This window comes from Cecembia calidifontis, from assembly GCF_004216715.1.
GTDB classification, from domain to species: Bacteria; Bacteroidota; Bacteroidia; order Cytophagales; family Cyclobacteriaceae; genus Cecembia_A; species Cecembia_A calidifontis.
In genome coordinates, this window is the sequence record NZ_SGXG01000001.1 from 3865205 (window position 1) to 3883435 (window position 18231).

At 39.1% G+C, this 18231-nt stretch carries 14 protein-coding genes; 8 read left to right on the top strand and 6 right to left on the bottom strand.

The window, feature by feature from the left end:
- The first annotated feature begins 44 nt into the window (after nt 1–44).
- Nucleotides 45–338: a Bor family protein gene (locus BC751_RS16595; RefSeq protein WP_130276623.1), complete on the top strand. Its 294-nt coding sequence runs from the start codon at nt 45–47 to the stop codon at nt 336–338.
- Between the two features lie 183 nt (nt 339–521).
- On the opposite strand, the gene BC751_RS16600 is transcribed toward BC751_RS16595, so the two are convergent.
- The gene (locus BC751_RS16600) at nt 522–1724 is read right to left on the bottom strand and encodes an IS4 family transposase (RefSeq protein WP_165389854.1); all 1203 of its coding nucleotides are present in this window, start codon (nt 1722–1724) and stop codon (nt 522–524) included.
- Between the two features lie 671 nt (nt 1725–2395).
- Here BC751_RS16600 and BC751_RS16605 point away from each other — a divergent pair.
- Together BC751_RS16605 and BC751_RS16610 are read left to right on the top strand one after the other, a co-directional pair.
- Nucleotides 2396–2791: a transposase gene (locus tag BC751_RS16605; RefSeq protein WP_130273830.1), complete on the top strand. Its 396-nt coding sequence runs from the start codon at nt 2396–2398 to the stop codon at nt 2789–2791.
- A complete protein-coding gene (locus BC751_RS16610) occupies nt 2788–3738 on the top strand; it encodes an IS3 family transposase (RefSeq protein WP_242617320.1) in 951 nt (316 codons plus the stop codon). Before BC751_RS16605 ends, BC751_RS16610 begins: the two co-directional genes overlap by 4 nt.
- A gap of 151 nt (nt 3739–3889) precedes the next feature.
- Here BC751_RS16610 and BC751_RS16615 read toward each other — a convergent pair whose 3' ends face one another.
- Entirely contained in the window at nt 3890–4756 is an 867-nt protein-coding gene (locus tag BC751_RS16615) for a phosphate/phosphite/phosphonate ABC transporter substrate-binding protein (RefSeq protein ID WP_130276625.1), read from the bottom strand.
- A gap of 103 nt (nt 4757–4859) precedes the next feature.
- Nucleotides 4860–5531, bottom strand: a complete 672-nt coding sequence (locus BC751_RS16620; protein ID WP_130276626.1) for a hemerythrin domain-containing protein — start codon at nt 5529–5531, stop codon at nt 4860–4862.
- A gap of 304 nt (nt 5532–5835) precedes the next feature.
- On the opposite strand from BC751_RS16620, the gene BC751_RS16625 reads away from it, so the two are divergent.
- The 5 genes from BC751_RS16625 to BC751_RS16645 all read left to right on the top strand — a co-directional run bounded on the left by BC751_RS16625 (nt 5836) and on the right by BC751_RS16645 (nt 11711).
- Nucleotides 5836–7143: an IS1380 family transposase gene (locus BC751_RS16625; protein ID WP_130273823.1), complete on the top strand. Its 1308-nt coding sequence runs from the start codon at nt 5836–5838 to the stop codon at nt 7141–7143.
- A 425-nt stretch (nt 7144–7568) separates the two neighbouring features.
- The gene (locus BC751_RS16630; protein ID WP_130276627.1) at nt 7569–8630 is read left to right on the top strand and encodes an FAD:protein FMN transferase; all 1062 of its coding nucleotides are present in this window, start codon (nt 7569–7571) and stop codon (nt 8628–8630) included.
- A 232-nt stretch (nt 8631–8862) separates the two neighbouring features.
- The gene (locus tag BC751_RS16635; protein WP_130276628.1) at nt 8863–9312 is read left to right on the top strand and encodes a DUF4345 domain-containing protein; all 450 of its coding nucleotides are present in this window, start codon (nt 8863–8865) and stop codon (nt 9310–9312) included.
- Nucleotides 9313–9613: 301 nt separating this feature from the next.
- On the top strand, nt 9614–10534 hold the full coding sequence (locus BC751_RS16640) for an IS1595 family transposase (RefSeq protein ID WP_130274191.1): 921 nt from the start codon (nt 9614–9616) through the stop codon (nt 10532–10534).
- Nucleotides 10535–10649: 115 nt separating this feature from the next.
- Entirely contained in the window at nt 10650–11711 is a 1062-nt protein-coding gene (locus BC751_RS16645) for a hypothetical protein (RefSeq protein WP_130276629.1), read from the top strand.
- A gap of 105 nt (nt 11712–11816) precedes the next feature.
- Here the strand turns inward: BC751_RS16645 and BC751_RS16650 are convergent, their stop codons facing one another.
- From BC751_RS16650 to katG, 3 genes are all read right to left on the bottom strand, one after another.
- Complete coding sequence (locus BC751_RS16650) at nt 11817–14267, bottom strand: ABC transporter permease (protein ID WP_130276630.1); 2451 nt, start codon at nt 14265–14267, stop codon at nt 11817–11819.
- A gap of 430 nt (nt 14268–14697) precedes the next feature.
- Nucleotides 14698–15510 (bottom strand): SH3 domain-containing protein, encoded by an 813-nt coding sequence (locus BC751_RS16655; protein ID WP_130276631.1) that lies wholly within the window; start codon nt 15508–15510, stop codon nt 14698–14700.
- A 389-nt stretch (nt 15511–15899) separates the two neighbouring features.
- Nucleotides 15900–18104 (bottom strand): catalase/peroxidase HPI, encoded by a 2205-nt coding sequence (katG, locus tag BC751_RS16660; protein WP_130276632.1) that lies wholly within the window; start codon nt 18102–18104, stop codon nt 15900–15902.
- Nucleotides 18105–18231 lie beyond the last annotated feature (127 nt).

The window sequence follows — 18231 nt, forward strand, 5'->3', positions numbered from 1 at the left end:
TGCATTAAAAGTGAATTTTGTAAATAAAATTAAACCAACTACAAATGAAAAAAATCATCATTAAATCCACTTTGATCTTTGCTTTGGCTGGATCTCTCACGTCTTGTTACACCCAATCCTATATTGTAGGAAACGGGCCACAAAGAGGAGTTGAAACTACAGAAAAAAGCCATTATTTGGTGTACGGCTTGGCGCCTCTCAAAACGGCTGACCCCGTTAAAATGGCTGGGGATGCGCAAGATTATTCAGTTACCATCCAGCACTCTTTTATCGATGGTGTTTTAAATGCCCTGACCTTTGGAATTTACACACCTACAACCACAAAAGTGGTCAAATAAGACCGAAAGTATAGTATTGCTTCATATTTTTTTGAATTTGGGGCCGAAATCAAATTTCGGCCTCTTTTTTTTAATGCTTTTGCCAAACATAAAGAAACCCATTTTTTAATGATACTCACCCATCCATTGATCTCTTCCAAAATAAATAAGTGACAATTAATGCCGTTAAGTTAAGAAATGTGATTAAATAGATTTGTAATTCATTGAGTATTTCAGTTTTGCTCTGAATTTCCGTTTGAATACCTGGTTTCTTCGTGAATATTCTATTTTGGAAGCGATTTTGTTTACACATTTCTGGATAATCTCCTCTAACTCACCAATTAAATCCCTGATGCTGAAAATCAGGGATTTTGTTTTTGACAGTGCATAAGTTTTATTGATTATCAAGATCCTTGCTGACTTTGATTTTCTTCCTGTTTTGGTTTTTGGCTTCACATCATAGCAAAGAATATTGCAGAGTGAGAGGATCAGGGTCTTGGCATAGAAGTCCTGCTGGACCGCCCATGCTGTTTTGCCGGAAAAATCAGATACTTCAAGTCTTGATTTGATCAGTTTATATGCTTCTTCTATTCCCCATCTCTGTTTGTACAGGTTTATTAGAGAGGAGGCTGTATATTTTTTCCTGTCCAACAGAGAAGTCGCATATATTGATATCTTACCCTTCTTATTCTTTTTCTTGATCAGTCTTACGGTCATGGTTCGGGATAACGAGGGGTATTTTTCAAGCAGCCAGCCATACTTTGGAGGGAGTACCAACGTATATTCCGCATCAGTGGAACTGCTCTGGGAAAAATCCTCGACACAATTCCACCAATTGTCCTTCATCCTAAAAAGAAAGTCTGCCCCCTTTCCTTTCAGCTCGTAGAAAATTCTCAGGGATGCATAATACCTATCGCATACAAGAAGATCACCTTCTTTAATATGTCCAAGATGGCCATGACACAGGGTAGCTTCAGAAGTGGTATAGCTTTCCATGCCGGCATCCAGTACAAGGCCGTTGTAAACATCATATAAATAAGATATCCTGCTCATATAATGTCCCGCATCCGCATTGGGCCCAAAACCATGATAGCTGAACTTTTCTGACATGGAGGGATGATCCGGAAGCTCAAGCGTTGATCCGTCCACAGAAAGCACTCTGTGGCCTTTCCATTTCTTAAACTTTGCATGTTCGTAAAAAAGACTGCAGATCAAAGAGTTAAGCTTTTTGAAAACTGTGTAGCACAGTTTTTTCCTGGCCTGGGTAAATGCACTTTTAGTGGGCGATAAGGAAGATTCCCCAAAAAACTCTTCAAGACAGATATTAAGTCCTTTGTTGCTCTTTGACAAAATAAAAAGCACAAGAACTTCAAAAGAAAAGAAACGGTCACGAAGAAAATCTTTCACCGAAGTCCTACTTTCGATGATAAATTTTTCATAACTTAGTTTTAACTTGAATTCATTTACAATTAAAGTTTTAAGGCTTCCAGCACTCCCTGCTTTCGGAAGCCTTATTTTATATCTCTAATATAATGAATTTCAGTCAATTAACCACTAACTAAACGGCATTAAAGTGACAATCCTTAGATTTTAAAGTTGAATAAAGTGAGCAGAACCTGTTGAAATGAGATAGGCAGGTTAGAAGATTTCTTTCCATAAGGTTTGATTCAAATAACACATCAAATAAAAAAAAGCTGCCCCCATTTGTGGAGCAGCTTCAGTTTTCATATTTCGATCTAACTTATCCTTAAAGGTGATCAATAGCTAAATTACAATTCAATCTGGCTGAATGATTTTTTTTACAATTTTCTCTTTCTGACCATTTTTCCCAGCAATACTGCGGGACAGGCTTTGATAAAAAAGTCACCAAACCCGTAAAGTTATTTGGGTAAGAATTTTGAATTCCTGCCCTAAAACCAGGCCTTCCCCAAATCCCGATGCTATTGGGAACAAAGGGATTATTTCTTATCGCTTGCCTGGCGGTCAGACAAGTTCCATCCTCCGCAAGGGCAATGCCGGCCCAGACGAAACCCTGTCCTTCCCTGAAATAGGTTGACCGTTTTTAACCGAGAAAAAAGATGTTAAAAACAGGAAAAAGGATTAATTCTCAGCGTAGATTTTCAGAGGAATTTAAACGTAAGTTGGTTGATGATTTTGAGAAAGGAATCATGACAGTTCAGCAAATGGAGCGACATTATGGAATTGTGAACTCAGTTATTTATCATTGGATTTATAAGTATTCGACCTATAATGAAAAAAATATCAGGATAATTGAGATGAAAGACAGTCAAACCAATAGGCTCAAAGAACTCGAAGAAAAGGTCAAAGATCTCGAGCGTACCGTTGGCCAAAAACAGATCATGATTGATTATTTGGAAAAAATGATTGATTTGGCCAAAGAAACTTACTCAATCGATATTAAAAAAAACTCCAAAACCCCACACTCTGGTGGTTCCAATCCAACAAAAGTATGATAAACCATTCGCTCAATGAACTTTATCGGACTGTTGGAGTAACCAAGCAGGCCGTTCAACAAGCCAAAAAAAGGCAGCAAGCATTCGATCTTGAAATTGCCCAACTGGTAATCCTGGCCGATGAGCTCAGGGAAGACCATCCAGGATGTGGGGTCGAAAAAATGTATTATACATTGAAACCCGAATTCATGGGAAGGGATCAATTCTGTGAAATTTTCATGGAAATGGGATATGGTATCAAAAAAATAAAAAACTACCAGAAAACCACTTACGCAGGCCTTTATTCTTATCCAAACCTTATCGAAGGTATGGCCATAAACAGACCTTTTCAGGTCATCCAAACCGATATCACTTACTTTTACCTCAATGGTGAATTCTATTATTTGGTCTTCATTATTGATGTTTATACCAGGATCATCGTGGGATATTCGGTCAACGACAACTTGCGCACAGAAGGTAATATCAAAGCTATGAAAATGGCCCTCAGTACTTTGAGATACCAGCCTTGGGGCCTGATCCACCACTCAGATAAAGGTTCCCAGTACAGTAGTAAAGAATACACCTCCTTGCTCAACAAAAACAATATCCATATCAGTATGGGAAATATCGCATGGGAAAACCCCTACGCAGAACGAATCAATGGAATCATAAAAAATGAATACCTCAAAAGGTGGATAATCAAAGATTTCAGCGACCTGAAAAGAAAAGTGGCGAAAGCTGTAGCCAACTACAACAGCATAAGACTACACAGGGGATTTAAAATGAAATACACCCCCATGGGATTTTATAAAAATATACTAAATTTAAAAGCCCAAGAAAGACCGACGGTGATTGTTTATACCGAAGGAAGAAAAAACTTCTTAGGGGCATCGAGCCCCTTCGAAGTTTGCCCAAGAGAAGAACCTCTGGCTCATGATTGCCCGATGGAAATATTTAATGAATGTTGAACCAAACGGTCAACGCTATTCAGGGAAGAACACCCCTCTTTTGCCTTTTGCCTTTTCCCTTTTGCCTTGGCTCTTATTAAAATTCCTGCCCTTCATTCTGGCCTCTCGCTAGAAATATTTTAGAATTTGGGCTAAATAATAGCCCCTTTGACTATTTAAGAAAGTCCAGATAATAAGCCAGGCTTACTTTCTCAAATCTGGAAGCATGCTGTGCTTCTACCCAGCCCGATTTGACAGTTTCAAATACTGTCGGCTGCGTAAAATGAAGCCCCAGCAATAAGTCCTCAATTACTAATTTAACCTTTTCCTCCACTCTTTTGCTGACCAGAACAGGCCCAAGCGGAATTGTGTCCGAAATCCAAAGGATATTGATTTCATCCTTTCTTTTCCCAAGTGCATATAAGTCATTGGCTCCAAAAGCAGCTAAGTCCGATTCACCCGAAAGAATGGATTCCAAAGCCTTCATATGATTCCCCGAAAAATCAACCGTTTTAAATTGATCTTCAATGGGTATAAGTTTTTTACTTTCAAGTTGCTTTATGGGAAACAAATAACCGGAAGTGGATTTTTCATCTACAAAAGAAAATTTGAGGTTTTTTGATTTCTTCATAACTCCTTCCCAATCTGAAATTCCTGATTTTTTGGAAGCAGCAATAACGGAGCGGTAACTGGAAGTAGCACCTGAATCATCAATCAAGGCCCCTGCTATTTCAAAATCTTGGGAATGTTCCATATACCCTAGGTATCCGGAGGTACTGATAAACACCATATCAACTTCATTGACAAGCATGGCCTGTATCAGTTCATCAACAGTGGGATAGGAAACTGTAATTACTTTATATTCACCTTCCAGTTTTTCCTGAATCAAAGTGGAAAAAGGCAAAAGATTGTCCATTCGGTGATTCAACCCGTATGTGTATGTACCTAATGTGAGGAATTTTTTCCCATCTTCTGCTTTGGAAAAACTGAAAGTCAGGGAGTAAACTAGCGCTAAAATGATTAATGATAGATTTTTCATGATGATGTCTTTTTGATGATAGAAATTTTGTGAGTAAAGCTTTTTTAAATAAAAAAAGGGTACCTGACGGCTTTTGATCAGATACCCTTCAAACAGGAATAGATTAGGCCAAAATCTTTTCTTCCAAAGAGTGCATTAAGGCAGAGAATGCCGAGGACTCCATTTCAGAGCCAATAACCTCCATCAATTGATCAAAAAATGCTTTTGGGGCATTAGCCTTCAATCCGGCCAATGCCATCAATCTTTCAGAAGGATCCAAAGCAGGGATGATATATTTGAACCAGCGCAAGATTTTTTCCGGGCTAAAAGAAGAAACGATGCTGTGATGCTGATGAATCAATTCTTCGTCGCTGTAATTTTCCCAAATCAACTGCAGGACCATTCTTTCTTCAAAAACCATATGGGCCAAATATTTTGAATGGAATTCAGACAAATCCAAAAAATAATCAAAGAACATCTTGGGAGGGTTTCCTACCTCTAGGCCATTGACTTTGTGTTTCAGTGCGGATACAAGACCTTCCAAATGCTCATGCTCCTCATGGTTTTCTGCTGTACTTCCAGGACATCTTTTTTCAAGATCAGGCAAAATCATATGGTCTTCCACATACGCATGCTGTTCTAAAAGGTAAAACAGTTCATTGGATAGCACTTTCAATTGCTTCACTTCCTCGGCTTTGGTTTGATCCAGATTGCCGGCCAAAAATGAAACTTTGCCCAGAAGGTACCTTAAACCTTTGTGGGGCAATAAATAGGGGTTTAGTCTTAAAGTTTGCATAGTACTTTTAAATTTTTTTGTACCCTAAGGATGTTGAAATTCAAAAGGAAGTTGCAGCCTTTTCAAAAAACCACATGATGATGTGGTTCTTCCCCAAACCAGCCCATGTGGATGCAACTTAGCCCCTATGCAAACCATCTTGAGCAAAAACCGACGCTAACCATGAATAAAATATTATTACCTTAAATCCGCAGGGCGGATTTAAAAAAAGCCGAAAAAGTGGCTGAATTTATTCAATTCAGGCTTTTCCGGCTCGTTTTTTTTTCACTTATTTAGGTGTTACCACACATCCTTGATAAGCGGTATGAAAATTACGAATTCGACAGAAAAAATCACACCTTTCGGAGGTTTTAATTTTGTTTTTAACTCTTTCAAAAATTCTGGTCTCCCAGAACTCATTGATAATCAATTGGGGGTTAGAGCCTTAAGGGGAGGGTTTTCATACAGTGACATTTTCGCCAATCATATGGCTATTTTCTTTAATGGTGGCGACTGTACTGAAGATATCAATGTTCACTTGAGAGACGCACTTGAACAGGTCCCTTCATTTTCAGTATGCAGTGCCGATACAATTCTGAGAGGTATCAAAGAGCTTGCTGTTGATACAGAACTCTTTATAAATCCGTCCAGTGGAGTAAGCCATGAATTTAATATCAATGGAAAACTCAACAGCTTGTTGTTAAAATCAGCTTGTAAGACCGGATTACTCAAGTCAGGTGTTGCTTACGACCTCGATTATGACAACACCGTCATTCCAACTGAAAAGTACGATTCAAAAAAGACATATAAACACGTCTATGGATATCAGCCAGGTGTAGCTTCCATAGCACATCCTGAATTTTCACAGGCCATTCCTGTGTACGTAGAGGGCAGAAATGGCAACAGTCAGGCCAAATATTTGCAGGCTGATACACTTACACGCATGTTTGGGCAGCTTACCAATGAAAATATCCGTATCGGAAGGTTCAGAGCCGATTCAGCATCCTATCAGGAAGAAGTTCTCCGCACACTGGAAGCACATACCGAAAGCTTTTATATACGGGCAAACAGATGTGCCAAACTGGATAATATCCTTGGAAGTATAGCCCCTGAGAAGTGGCAGAAAATACGTTTGGGTGTACAGGAAATGGAAGTTACTGACCTATCCGACTACAAACCTTTCGGTAAAGACAGGTCTTACAGGCTGGTCATTACCAGAATCAGGCGTAAAGACGGGCAGGCAGATGTGTTTAGTGGAGATGCATTTACTTACAGGGCTATTCTGACCAATGAACATACATCGTCCAATGAAGCTGTTGTAAGGTTTTATAACGCCCGGGGTGCAAGCGAACGCTTGTTTGATGTACTCAACAATGACTTTGGCTGGTCTAAGTTGCCCTGTTCGTTCCTTGCAGAGAATACCTCCTTTATGCTTATGACGGCTATGTATGCCAATTTTTACACCTATATCATTGGAGAGTATTCCAGAAAAGTTGATTGGCTTAAGCCTACCGACAGGCTCAAGAAGTTTATCTTCAGATTTATCACTGTTTCAGCCAAGTGGATAAGAACGGGAAGAAGAGAAGTGCTCAAACTGTTCACGAGTAAGGATTACAAGCCGATTTTGAACTAAATTCAGATAAAAACCCCTCAGGAGCTCAAAAAATAAAGATTTACAGGGAAGAGGTATGCCTTTTCCATTAAAATTGAGGAAAAAAACCGTCCATTTTATCCTCAAACCTAAAATCCATTGTCTCAAAACTATGAACACTCTTCAATCAAAGGGAAGAAATTCCCGAACTAGACCAAAAATGAACACAAACAAGCAGATTCAAATCTCCAAACTAAAATCCTGCGGATTTTAGGTATTATTATTTCTCCTAGCATTCTGGCTATTTACCTTATTCCAAGTAAAAGCCCAGTCCCTTTTACCTCCTTTAGAGGAAATGCCTCTTTCCAAAAAGGCTTTTAGTCAGTTGTTTGCTGACTGTCCTGCTTTACTGGAGATTAGAAAACCCAAATTCCAAGATTTCGGAAAACATATTGTTTATTACACCAATGACTGTAAGCCTATTGCGGGTGAATATTTCTTGGAGAATTAACATGAGAAGTAGATCATTGAAATATTTCTTATGGGGTACTGTTTTCAGCCTTTCTGCATTAATTGTATGGCTACATTTTTTTAAGGAAAAAGCATCCAATGTTTTTATGGAAGGAAAAGCATTGGGTGTTTTCTATTCCATTTCTTTTGAAGGAGATCCACGATTGGAAAAATCTATTGATTCGCTGATCCATGAAATTGATCTGGCAGTCAACCTACAGCTTCCCAATTCTGAAATTTCACGGTTCAACCGTTTTGGCAGCATAGACAATGCATCCTCCCACTTGGAGAACCTGATTGAATTATCTAATTTTTTCCATTTTTTATCAGGTGGGGCGGTTAGTCATACCATGTTGCCTTTGATAAGAGGATGGGGACGGGAATTCTCCAATCAGAGACAGATGACGCATGAAAAAGTTGAAGAATTGATGCGCTTATGCGATATAAGAAACGTGGAAATAGGCACAAGTATGATCAAATCCAACCAGCAGGGTATTATGCTTGATTTAAATTACCTGGATAAAGGATACCTGATTGACCTGCTAACTGATTTCCTATTGAAAAAAGGGGTAAAAAATTTCCATATAGAATTCGGGTTAGATGGTGTGACGTATGGCTTAGGCAAAAGGAAAAACAGTTTGAACTTTTTAAGTAACCTACCTCCAGAATTCCAGAGACAATTTTCAAAAAAACTGAATCAGAATATTAACAATACCGCCTATTCAAGTTCGGGCAACCTGAACAAGTTCTATGTGGATGCCAAAGGAAACAAACATTCCCATTTGATTGATTTAAGGACTGGATTCCCTATTTCAAATGGAATCCTTGCAAACCATATCATATCTAGCCGATGCGTCAAAGCCGATGCCATAGCTACAATCTGTATGATTTTGGACCTTGAAGAATCCATTTATCTGATCAACAATGATCCTGAGCTTGAAGGTTTAATAGTCTATAATCTGAACGGAAATCTGGAAGTTTGGACATCTTCCGGATTTAGATATTCAAAAGAAAAATAAGCCAAAAACGTCTCGTTTAGGAGCTTTCATCTCCTATCTCATCCAATTCCTACCCTCTTTTGAATTTGGACTTAAACCAGCTTTCAAGAGCATCCAGTTTCATTTGTTTAGAATAGCTGTTGCATCACCACACGAAGATGTGATTTTTGGCAATATGAAAAAACTTGGGACAACCCAAAAACCAATACTTCCATCTATAGAGAAATCAAATACTAACACAATTTCAGAAATTATGAAAACTAACAAAATCTTTGAAAAAACAACGAAAGGTTATGTAATCTTTTCCCTATTGAGCCTACTCTATGTAAGCATATTGGCCATATTTTCTCCTCAACAGGTCATGGATATGGTGCAGGTAAACCTGAACAACACAGATGCCATAAGTTCTATCCGTGGGGTTTATGGAGGTGTGGGATTATCCATTTGCGCTATGCTTATTTTCCTTTTGTTCAAAAAACACGAATGGGCATTTGGCTTTTTGGTGGTGTTTTGGGGAAGCTATGCTTTTAGCAGGATCCTGACCATTCTGATGGAAGGCAATTTGGGTGATTTTGGATCAAATTGGTTGATGATAGAGAGTTTCCTCTTTATTGTTGGTTCCGGAATCTTATTGGCCAAAAACATCCTCGTCAAAACCGACGAACTGATATACACCATGGTAGACCAAAATAGGCTGTCTTGAAAAAGAACCTAGAAATCAACCTCTGACTAACTGTGGATTTGTAATCCATGGCCAAACCTGCCAAGTATAACACCTAAAACCGCCCTTATGGATGATTTTAAAAGGTAATACCTGGTGGGTTTTTCCATTTACCCCAAGTATATTTATGACCATGAAATCCATCACTTCAAAACCTCTTATTGGAATTTATGAATATCCGCCTACATACAAGTGGGCAAATTTTATACTTTGACAATAAGTGTCAATAACTTTCAGGGCTGAATTGTAAGTGTTTAATTGGCTGTAAATAAATAAGAAGGCCATGAATATTCTACAATTCAATGAAAGATATCCTGATGAGGCAAGTTGCATCCATTACTTGAAGGAACAAAGGGAAAGAGAAGGTGTCATTTGCAAGAATTGTAATTCCAAGGATCACTACTGGCTTAATTCTCTCAATATGTTCCAATGTAAACATTGTAAATTTAGGACAGGACTGAAAAATGGTACTATTATGGAAAACAGCAAGTTACCATTGAGGACTTGGTTGCTTGCAATGACTCTTGTAAGCGCAACCAAGAAGGGATTTAGCTGCCTTGAACTACAGAGGCAGATGGGTCATAGCAGATACGAGACTGTTTTCAGACTGTATCACAAGCTCCGGGAAGCAATGGGTAAACGTGACAGCCAATATAAACTAGAAGATATGGTTGAATATGATGAGGCTTTTGTAAGCAAGGCAACAAAATCTTCGGAAAAGACGAAGCTGAAGAAAGGCCGTGGAAGCCAAAAACAAGCTACTGTCGCTGTTATGGCTGAATCATCTATTCTTGAAGACCTAATTACTGGAGAAAAGGACAAAAGCTGCAGATATTTCAAGATGGTCAAAATAGATAACTTGAAGGCAAAAACAGCCGAAAAACTGATAAAAGGACTGATTGACAAAAAAGCCGTGCTCCAAACTGATGAAAGTACGACTTATGCTAACCTAGAAGATTGTATCGATGTTCACGTGAGCGAATTATCTTCCACAAAAGAAGGAAAGTTCAACCTCAAATGGGCACATATAGCAATAAGCAACCTTAAAAGGGATTTACAGAAGTACCATATGGTTTCAGAAAAGATGCTTCAAAACTATCTCAATGAATTCTGTTATAAACTAAACCGAAGATACTTTGGTAAAAAACTCTTTGATAGACTTGTTATTGCGAGCATTTGCCCCTACTTGTATACAAGCGGATAATCATATTGGAATTTTTTCATTTGTATTCTTGTATCTGATTGCTTTAAATTCATTTGGACAGCAGGATGATCTGAAAAAGTTCGAAAAAGCCATCCATAAGTTTGGAACTAAGCCAATGGATTATGTTACAAATCGGTTGGAAAAATCTGATCTATTGGTTTTTGACGACGGATTCCATAGTGCCCTTGAACCATTCATATTTTATGAGGATATGATAAAAAACAAGGTCATTTCCGAAAAACTGGATTTCATTTTTATTGAGGTATTCCATATGGATACCCAAGACAATCTGGATGCATTTTTTGCAGCTCCAGAAAAAGACTTCTCATTACTCCATGAAGTTTTTCAAAATGATTACAGCGGATATGGATGGCCATATGAAAGCTACCTCAATCTGCTCTCGGTCATTTGGGATATCCGACAAACCCCATCTCTAAAAAACAAACTTCAGGTAATAGCGGTAAGCCCTCCTATTTATTGGAAAGCTATTGAAACGAGAAGAGACTATGATGTATTTTTAAAAACTTTGGACAGCAGGGATTATTTCATGTACCATGAAATCAATACTTCTATGGAAAACTTCAATCAAGGCAAAAAAGGGGTTTTTCTTACCAATACCAGACATGCATACAAAAACATTAAAAATAAAGAAGGCGAAACCTATTGGAACACCAACACTTTTTTCAATCATTTTAATCCTGGCAGGACATTTTCCATCCGCTTTCACAATTTATTCCTTTCAATTGTAGAAAAAAGAGTTGGCGAACCATCAAAAAATTCGGCGGAAGGACTGGAAAATTTTGAATTTAATTGGGTACAAGCGGCAAATGGCTTGTGGGAAAGAGCATTTCTAAACAACAATCAACTTCCTGTTGGTTTGGATCTGAAAAACAATGTATTTGGAAAAACACCCTATTTGGGAAATCACGCGCTAAACATGCAAAAGCAAACCCTCATGTCAGATGCCTATGATGGGCTTATTTTTCTGAAACCGGTGGAAGAAATGAAAAAATCTGAAAGAACAGCTTTTTTTATCACAGAAGAATTCAAAAAGGAACTGAAAAGGAGAATCGAAATTCTTGAAGGTGAAGGACTTAGCGACTTTTTAAAACAAAACAATGCCGGTATCTTGGAAGAATGGATCGATTCTTTCTCAGTTATTTCCAAAACAAAATAAGGCAGTCTCCAAAAGAGAGTAAAGGGTAATTTATGGCCGGGATTTTCTTCTTTAAGATTGCATCCCGGCCCAATTGGACAATTTGTTCAATTTAAATTGTACCCTTTACTCGCTCTTCAGGGTATCCACTGGATTCAAAAGAGAAGCACTTAGGCTTTGAATACTTACAATAAGGATAGAAAATCCCAATCCCAACAGGAAAGAAAAAAACAATAGTCCGAATGAAATTTCAGTTTTTAAAATGAAATTAGCCAACCACTGCTGCATTAAATAATAGCTAACAGGAAGTGCCAATACTATTCCTATCAGATTGATTTTCAAAAACTGTCTATTGAAAAGCAGTGAAATCTCAAAACTTGTAGCTCCCAATACTTTTCTTACACCAATCTCCTTGTACCTCCCTGCAATTGTCAATGAAACCATGGCAAACAAGCCCATTCCTGCAATGATGATGGCAATCAAAGATGCTACGGTTACCAATGAGCTCAGACTTCGGTCCTGCTCGTATTGTACTGCTATCGAATCATCCAAAATACTATATTCAAATGGATCTGTCCCATAAAGCGCTCTCCATTTATCTTCAAATTTACCAATTGATTCCTGGACATTATTTCCAATAATTTTTACAAAAATTTTTGGAGTCATGTCATCATTCATCATAAGGGAATGAAGTCCTGAAAAAATATTTTCATAACCCAAAATCAAAATTCCAGGATTTATAGGGTTATACAGGCTTTCGAAATGGAAATCCTTTACAAGTCCAACAGCCCTGTTATCAGGAAAACCCCTTTTACTCTCCAATGCCTTATCCAATACATCGTCCCAACCCAGCGCATTTTTCATGGATTCATTGAGTATAAAGCCTCCCTTCTTGTCGGATGGTACCATTGCGGAAAAGTTCCTTCCTTCCAATAATTCTAGCCCAAAAAGTTCCAGGAAATCCTCATCAACTATATTGATACTGAAATTTACCTCCCTATCATCTGGAGTTTCAAATCCTGCCTGAAACCAGGATTTATCCCCATATACAGCGGTAGCTAAAGAAACCCTCTCTACTTCCGGATACTTAAGGATTTCATTTTTAAATGGTAAAGCAAATTCAAAACCATTATCAATAAATGATGCCAATCCCTGAGAAGCCGGCGGAGGAATATTGATCTGGACGATAGAATGGTGATCAAATCCTAGGTCGTGGTCTTCAATAGTCCTCATTTGTTTATGCATAATCAATGTGCAGGTAATTAGGAAAATTGAGACAAAAAACTGGAATCCAAGTAAAGTCAACCTCAGTCTTTGTTTTCCGAAATTCAAACTTAGGTTTGACTTTAAAACCTGAATAGGCAAAAATGAAGCAAGAAAAACAGAAGGGTAAGAACCGGCCAAAACTGCAATCACCAAACTTAATCCTAAGATTATTCCGATTTGAGGCAATGAAAAATTGATAGTCACTTCGGTGGTCAACCAATCATTAAAAGTAGGAAGAAAAACAAATGCCAAGATCATACCCACGCAAACCGAAAATACTGTAAGAATAATTGACTCTGCCATAAATTGGCCAAAAAGCTGAAATTTTCCTGCACCCATTGTCTTTCTCACTCCAACCTCTCTTGCCCTTACAGTGGAGTTCCCCAAGGCCATGGTAGTATAATTGATACAGGCAATCAACAGGATCAATACCCCGATTCCACTGAGAACCCACAATATTTTAGGATTCATGGAAGCTGCTGTGCCGCTCATAATTTCTGTATTGAGATATACATCTTCCAAGGGTTGTAGCTCAAAAAAATAGTCAATTGGCTCATCACTGTCATTAAATAGCCTAGCGATATATGCCTTCATGGAAGATTCAAAATTACGGAATTGATTATTGTCCCTAACCATCAAATATCCATCTCCAAAAGCCATATGCCAATGCTCTATCTGCTGTTTGGTATAGAGTAAATCCACATTATCATCAAGAATCAACACCTCATAAGCAAGGCTGGAATTATTGGGTTTGTCTTCAATTAATCCAACTACCTCAAAATTGATGAATTCTTCAGCAACCCTTATCAGTAAATTTTGACCAAGGGGAGATTGGGAACCAAAATATTTTTTGGATGTACTTTCCGAAATTACGGCTTCATACCTGTTTTCTGATTTTTTTGGAAACGTCCCTTGGAGCATCTTAAAGCTGAAAATTTCAAAAAATCCAGGGCTTACCATAGTGACTTCTTGCCTGAAACCATCTCCATTTTCGGTTTTTGTTAAAAAACTATTGGGGAGAATACTGGTATATACCATTGCATCCCCAAAGTTAGATTCTAACACAGGCTTCAAAGCCAAAGGCAAGGATGGAGAAAACTTAAGGTCCTCTCCTGATTCATAGGAACGGAGTACCCTATAAATGGAATCTTTCGAAGCATGAAACTTATCCATATCCAACTGGTGCTGAATATAAAAAAACAGTAACATGCTTGTTGCCACACCAACAGACAGACCCAGTAAATTAATGATCGAATAGGTTTTGTTTCTAAAAAGATTTCGAAACCCAATAATTAAATAGTTTTTCCACATACGATTCAGTTTATAAAGGATTTTTGAAAATTGCCCCAACTTTAAAATCAAGCCCTAGTGTACAAAAAGCCGATATTTTAAAGGCTAAAGCAATACTTACCTAAAAAAGAATCCAATCCAATGCCAACAATAAAAAGTGAAATTTGGGTAAATAGGCAGGTTAATGTTCACTGATCTTAAAAAAAGCGAACATTCTTGTTCGCCCTCGGACAAATTACTTTTACCTTCTTCAGCAACTAGGAAAATTACTCTTTAAAAGTATCAAAAGGATAGGTATAGACTCGGATTTGATAGAAAAATACTGCAGATGAACTTACTACTGTTTGGAAACAGGATACCATAGTTAAAAATTGAACCCGAATATGCATTGGGCTTTTTGTTATTGACCTTCATACATTATCCGGGTTCAAGAGAATCTAGATCTTAAGACCTATTTGATGATATATCTTACAGACACGCTGCCATCCATAAAACTTCTTCCTCTATGGTTGAAATAAAAATGGGGAATCAAATCTAAACTGATGGAAATAGGAATTTCCCTAAACTGATATTCCAATCCGCCAATTCCAAGTAGTCCTACTGCCGTAAAATTTCTGTTGTAATAATAGCGGTCACATCTTGGATCCCATGGGTCCCTGCACCTGCCTCTTTTGGGGTGATAGTAATAATAATACCCATCATAGAAACCAATTCTGGCACCAAGCCCATATACCCAAGAGAGTTCAGGTACGCCAAAGGCTCCTGGTTTATGCCATTGGTACATTCCCGATAATGAAAGCCCATGCCATCTGGATCCCAATACCAGTTCAATGGCCCCATTAGGATTAGTAAAATGTTTGAAGGAAATCCCGGAGGTAAATCCACCCCTCAAACCTATAGCTGTAGTATAACCTGAACCGGAATAGGACCTGCTGTTCCCACTTCGTGATTGGGAGCTGGAACTCCGATTGCCTGAAGAACTTTGGGAATTGTTGCTTGATCGGGTTGGATTTTCAGACAAAAGTGAGGAGCTTATATAGCCTGTATTTCCATTGTATTGCACTTTTGTCCAAGAACCTTCTTTACTGACAACCCTTACCTGTCCATTCTGGGGGATAGTAGTCACCACAGTATTATTGGTGCCTGGACCATTCCTAAGATTAGCCCCTCCACTGGAATTGACATAAAGTGTTTGGGCATTGAGCTGAGCGGAAATAAGCATTACCGCAAATGAGAAAATCAGCAAGCTGAAGTATTTTTTCATAGTTATCACAAATAGTGTACTTACCCGATTCTGGGTAAGGATAAAGAATAAATGAGCGTTTTTTAAAATTGGAGCCGCAAAGAAATCAAGAATTTCAAAACGTTTAACAATTTTCCTGCCATAATTTTTTCATTCTCTAAAAAAAATTATTCTATCCTGCCTTGTAAATGGGTCACTCTTCAGAAAACGTCGGATTCTCAAAAATACAAATAAAGATTTGGATGGGATGCAAATGAGCAACCGCATCTAGCTCTTTATTTTAGCGCTTTTCTCAAAATCACCTCCGAGAAAGGAGAAGGAACTGAGTTGGTTTTGGAATTGGGAATTTGATAAAAAAAAAGGCGATCCTTTCATTTGGACCGCCTTTTTAGATAATGATTCAATATGGATTATTTGGCCAGATCAAACCTGTCAAGGTTCATTACTTTGTCCCAGGCAGCAACAAAGTCCTTAACGAATTTGGCCTTACCGTCTTCACACGCGTAAACTTCAGCCAAGGCCCTCAATTCTGAATTCGATCCAAAAATCAAATCAGCGCGGGTTGCCGTCCATTTAGGTTCACCAGTTCTGCGGTCACTACCAACAAATACATTCTGTTTGTCGGAGGTGGCTCTCCAGGTAGTACCCATGTCAAGTAAGTTCACGAAGAAGTCATTGGTCAATTTGCCGGGAGTTGCTGTAAAGACCCCATGCTTTCCGCCATCCCAATTGGCACCTAAAACCCTCATGCCTCCCACAAGGGCAGTCATTTCGGGAGCGGTCAAGGTTAACAACTGGGCTTTATCTACCAACATATCTTCCGCTTTTACTGCACAATCAGCGTGAATGTAATTTCTGAACCCATCAGCCCAAGGTCTCAAGTGCTCGAAAGAATCAACTTCTGTCTCCTCTTGTGAGGCATCAGTACGGCCAGGAGTGAACGGAACTTTTGCGTCATAACCGGCATCTTTGGCTGCTTTTTCAACAGCTGCACAACCACCCAAAACGATCAAGTCTGCCATGGAGATTTTTTTACCGCCACCAGCAGTGCTGTTAAATTCTTCCTGAATGCTGGAAAGTACTCCTAATACTTTGGACAACTGTGCTGGGTTGTTTGCCTCCCAGTTCTTTTGAGGTTCCAGACGGATACGTGCTCCATTGGCACCTCCTCGCTTATCGGAACCTCTAAACGTAGAAGCAGAGGCCCAAGCAGTTGAAACCAATTCAGCTATAGTCAAACCTGAAGCGAGGATATTGGCTTTTAGACCTTCAATGTCTTTCGAATCTGCCAAAGGATGATTCACTGCTGGAATAGGATCCTGCCAGATCAGATCTTCAGCCGGAACTTCTGGGCCTAAATAACGGGATTTTGGCCCCATATCACGGTGTGTCAATTTAAACCATGCTCTTGCAAAAGCATCCGCAAATTCATCGGGATTTTCGTAGAATCTTCTAGAGATTTTTTCATACTCCGGATCAAATCTCATGGACAAATCCGTGGTCAACATAAATGGTTTATGGAATTTTCCTGGGATATGCGCGTCAGGAATGATGGCTTCTGCATTCTTAGCAACCCATTGATGGGCTCCTGCAGGGCTTTCTGTCAATTCCCACTCATATTCAAACAAGAATTTAAAGTAATCATGACCCCACTTGGCAGGAGTAGAAGTCCAGGCACCTTCCAGACCTGAAGTAATAGTATCTGCACCATGACCTGTTCCATACGTACTGTTCCAACCTGTACTCATTTCTTCAATTGAGGCAGCAGCAGGTTCAGGCCCAACATATTTACCAGGATCAGCAGCTCCGTGTGTTTTCCCAAAGGTATGTCCGCCTGCAATTAGGGCAACAGTTTCATAATCATTCATAGCCATACGGCCAAAAGTTTCCCTAATGGCTTTGGCAGCCAAAACCGGATCCGGCACCTTATTAGGTCCTTCCGGATTAACGTAGATAAGCCCCATTTCGGTAGCTCCCAGAGGATTTTCCAGGGCTTCCGGATTACGGTGGGCAACCCATTCTTTTTCTGACCCCCAATAAATGTCCTGCTCTGGTTCCCAGATATCTTCACGGCCGCCACCAAATCCAAAGGTTTTGAATCCCATGGACTCCAAAGCAACGTTTCCTGTAAGGATCATTAAGTCAGCCCAGGAAAGTTTTTTGCCATACTTCTGCTTCACAGGCCAAAGCAACAATCTTGCTTTGTCCAAGTTGGCATTATCTGGCCAGGAATTCAAAGGAGCGAAACGCTGATTACCTGTGCCTGCACCCCCACGGCCATCCTGAACCCTGTATGTTCCTGCACTGTGCCATGCCATACGGATCATAAAGGGACCATAATGGCCATAATCCGCAGGCCACCAATCTTGGGAGGTCGTGAGCACTTTTTCGATGTCCTTCTTTACTTCAGCCAGATCCAAAGACTGAAATTCTTTGGCATAATCAAATCCCTCATCCATTGGATTGGAAAGGGAGGAATGCTGACGAAGGATGTTCAATTTCAATTGGTTAGGCCACCAATCTACGTTCTGTGTGCCTCTGCCTGCAGCGGCAGCCATAGAACCGTTGTGAAAAGGGCATTTACTGATATCGCCACTTGAATGTTTGTTATCCATAATTTTTTTTGTTAATGGTGTTCATTATTTGATGCTCAAGTTACCAAAATATTCAGTTAATTGAATTTTTTTTTGATAGATAAAATCTATGATTCTTTAGGGATTTCTATCCCCTACCTATTCACAG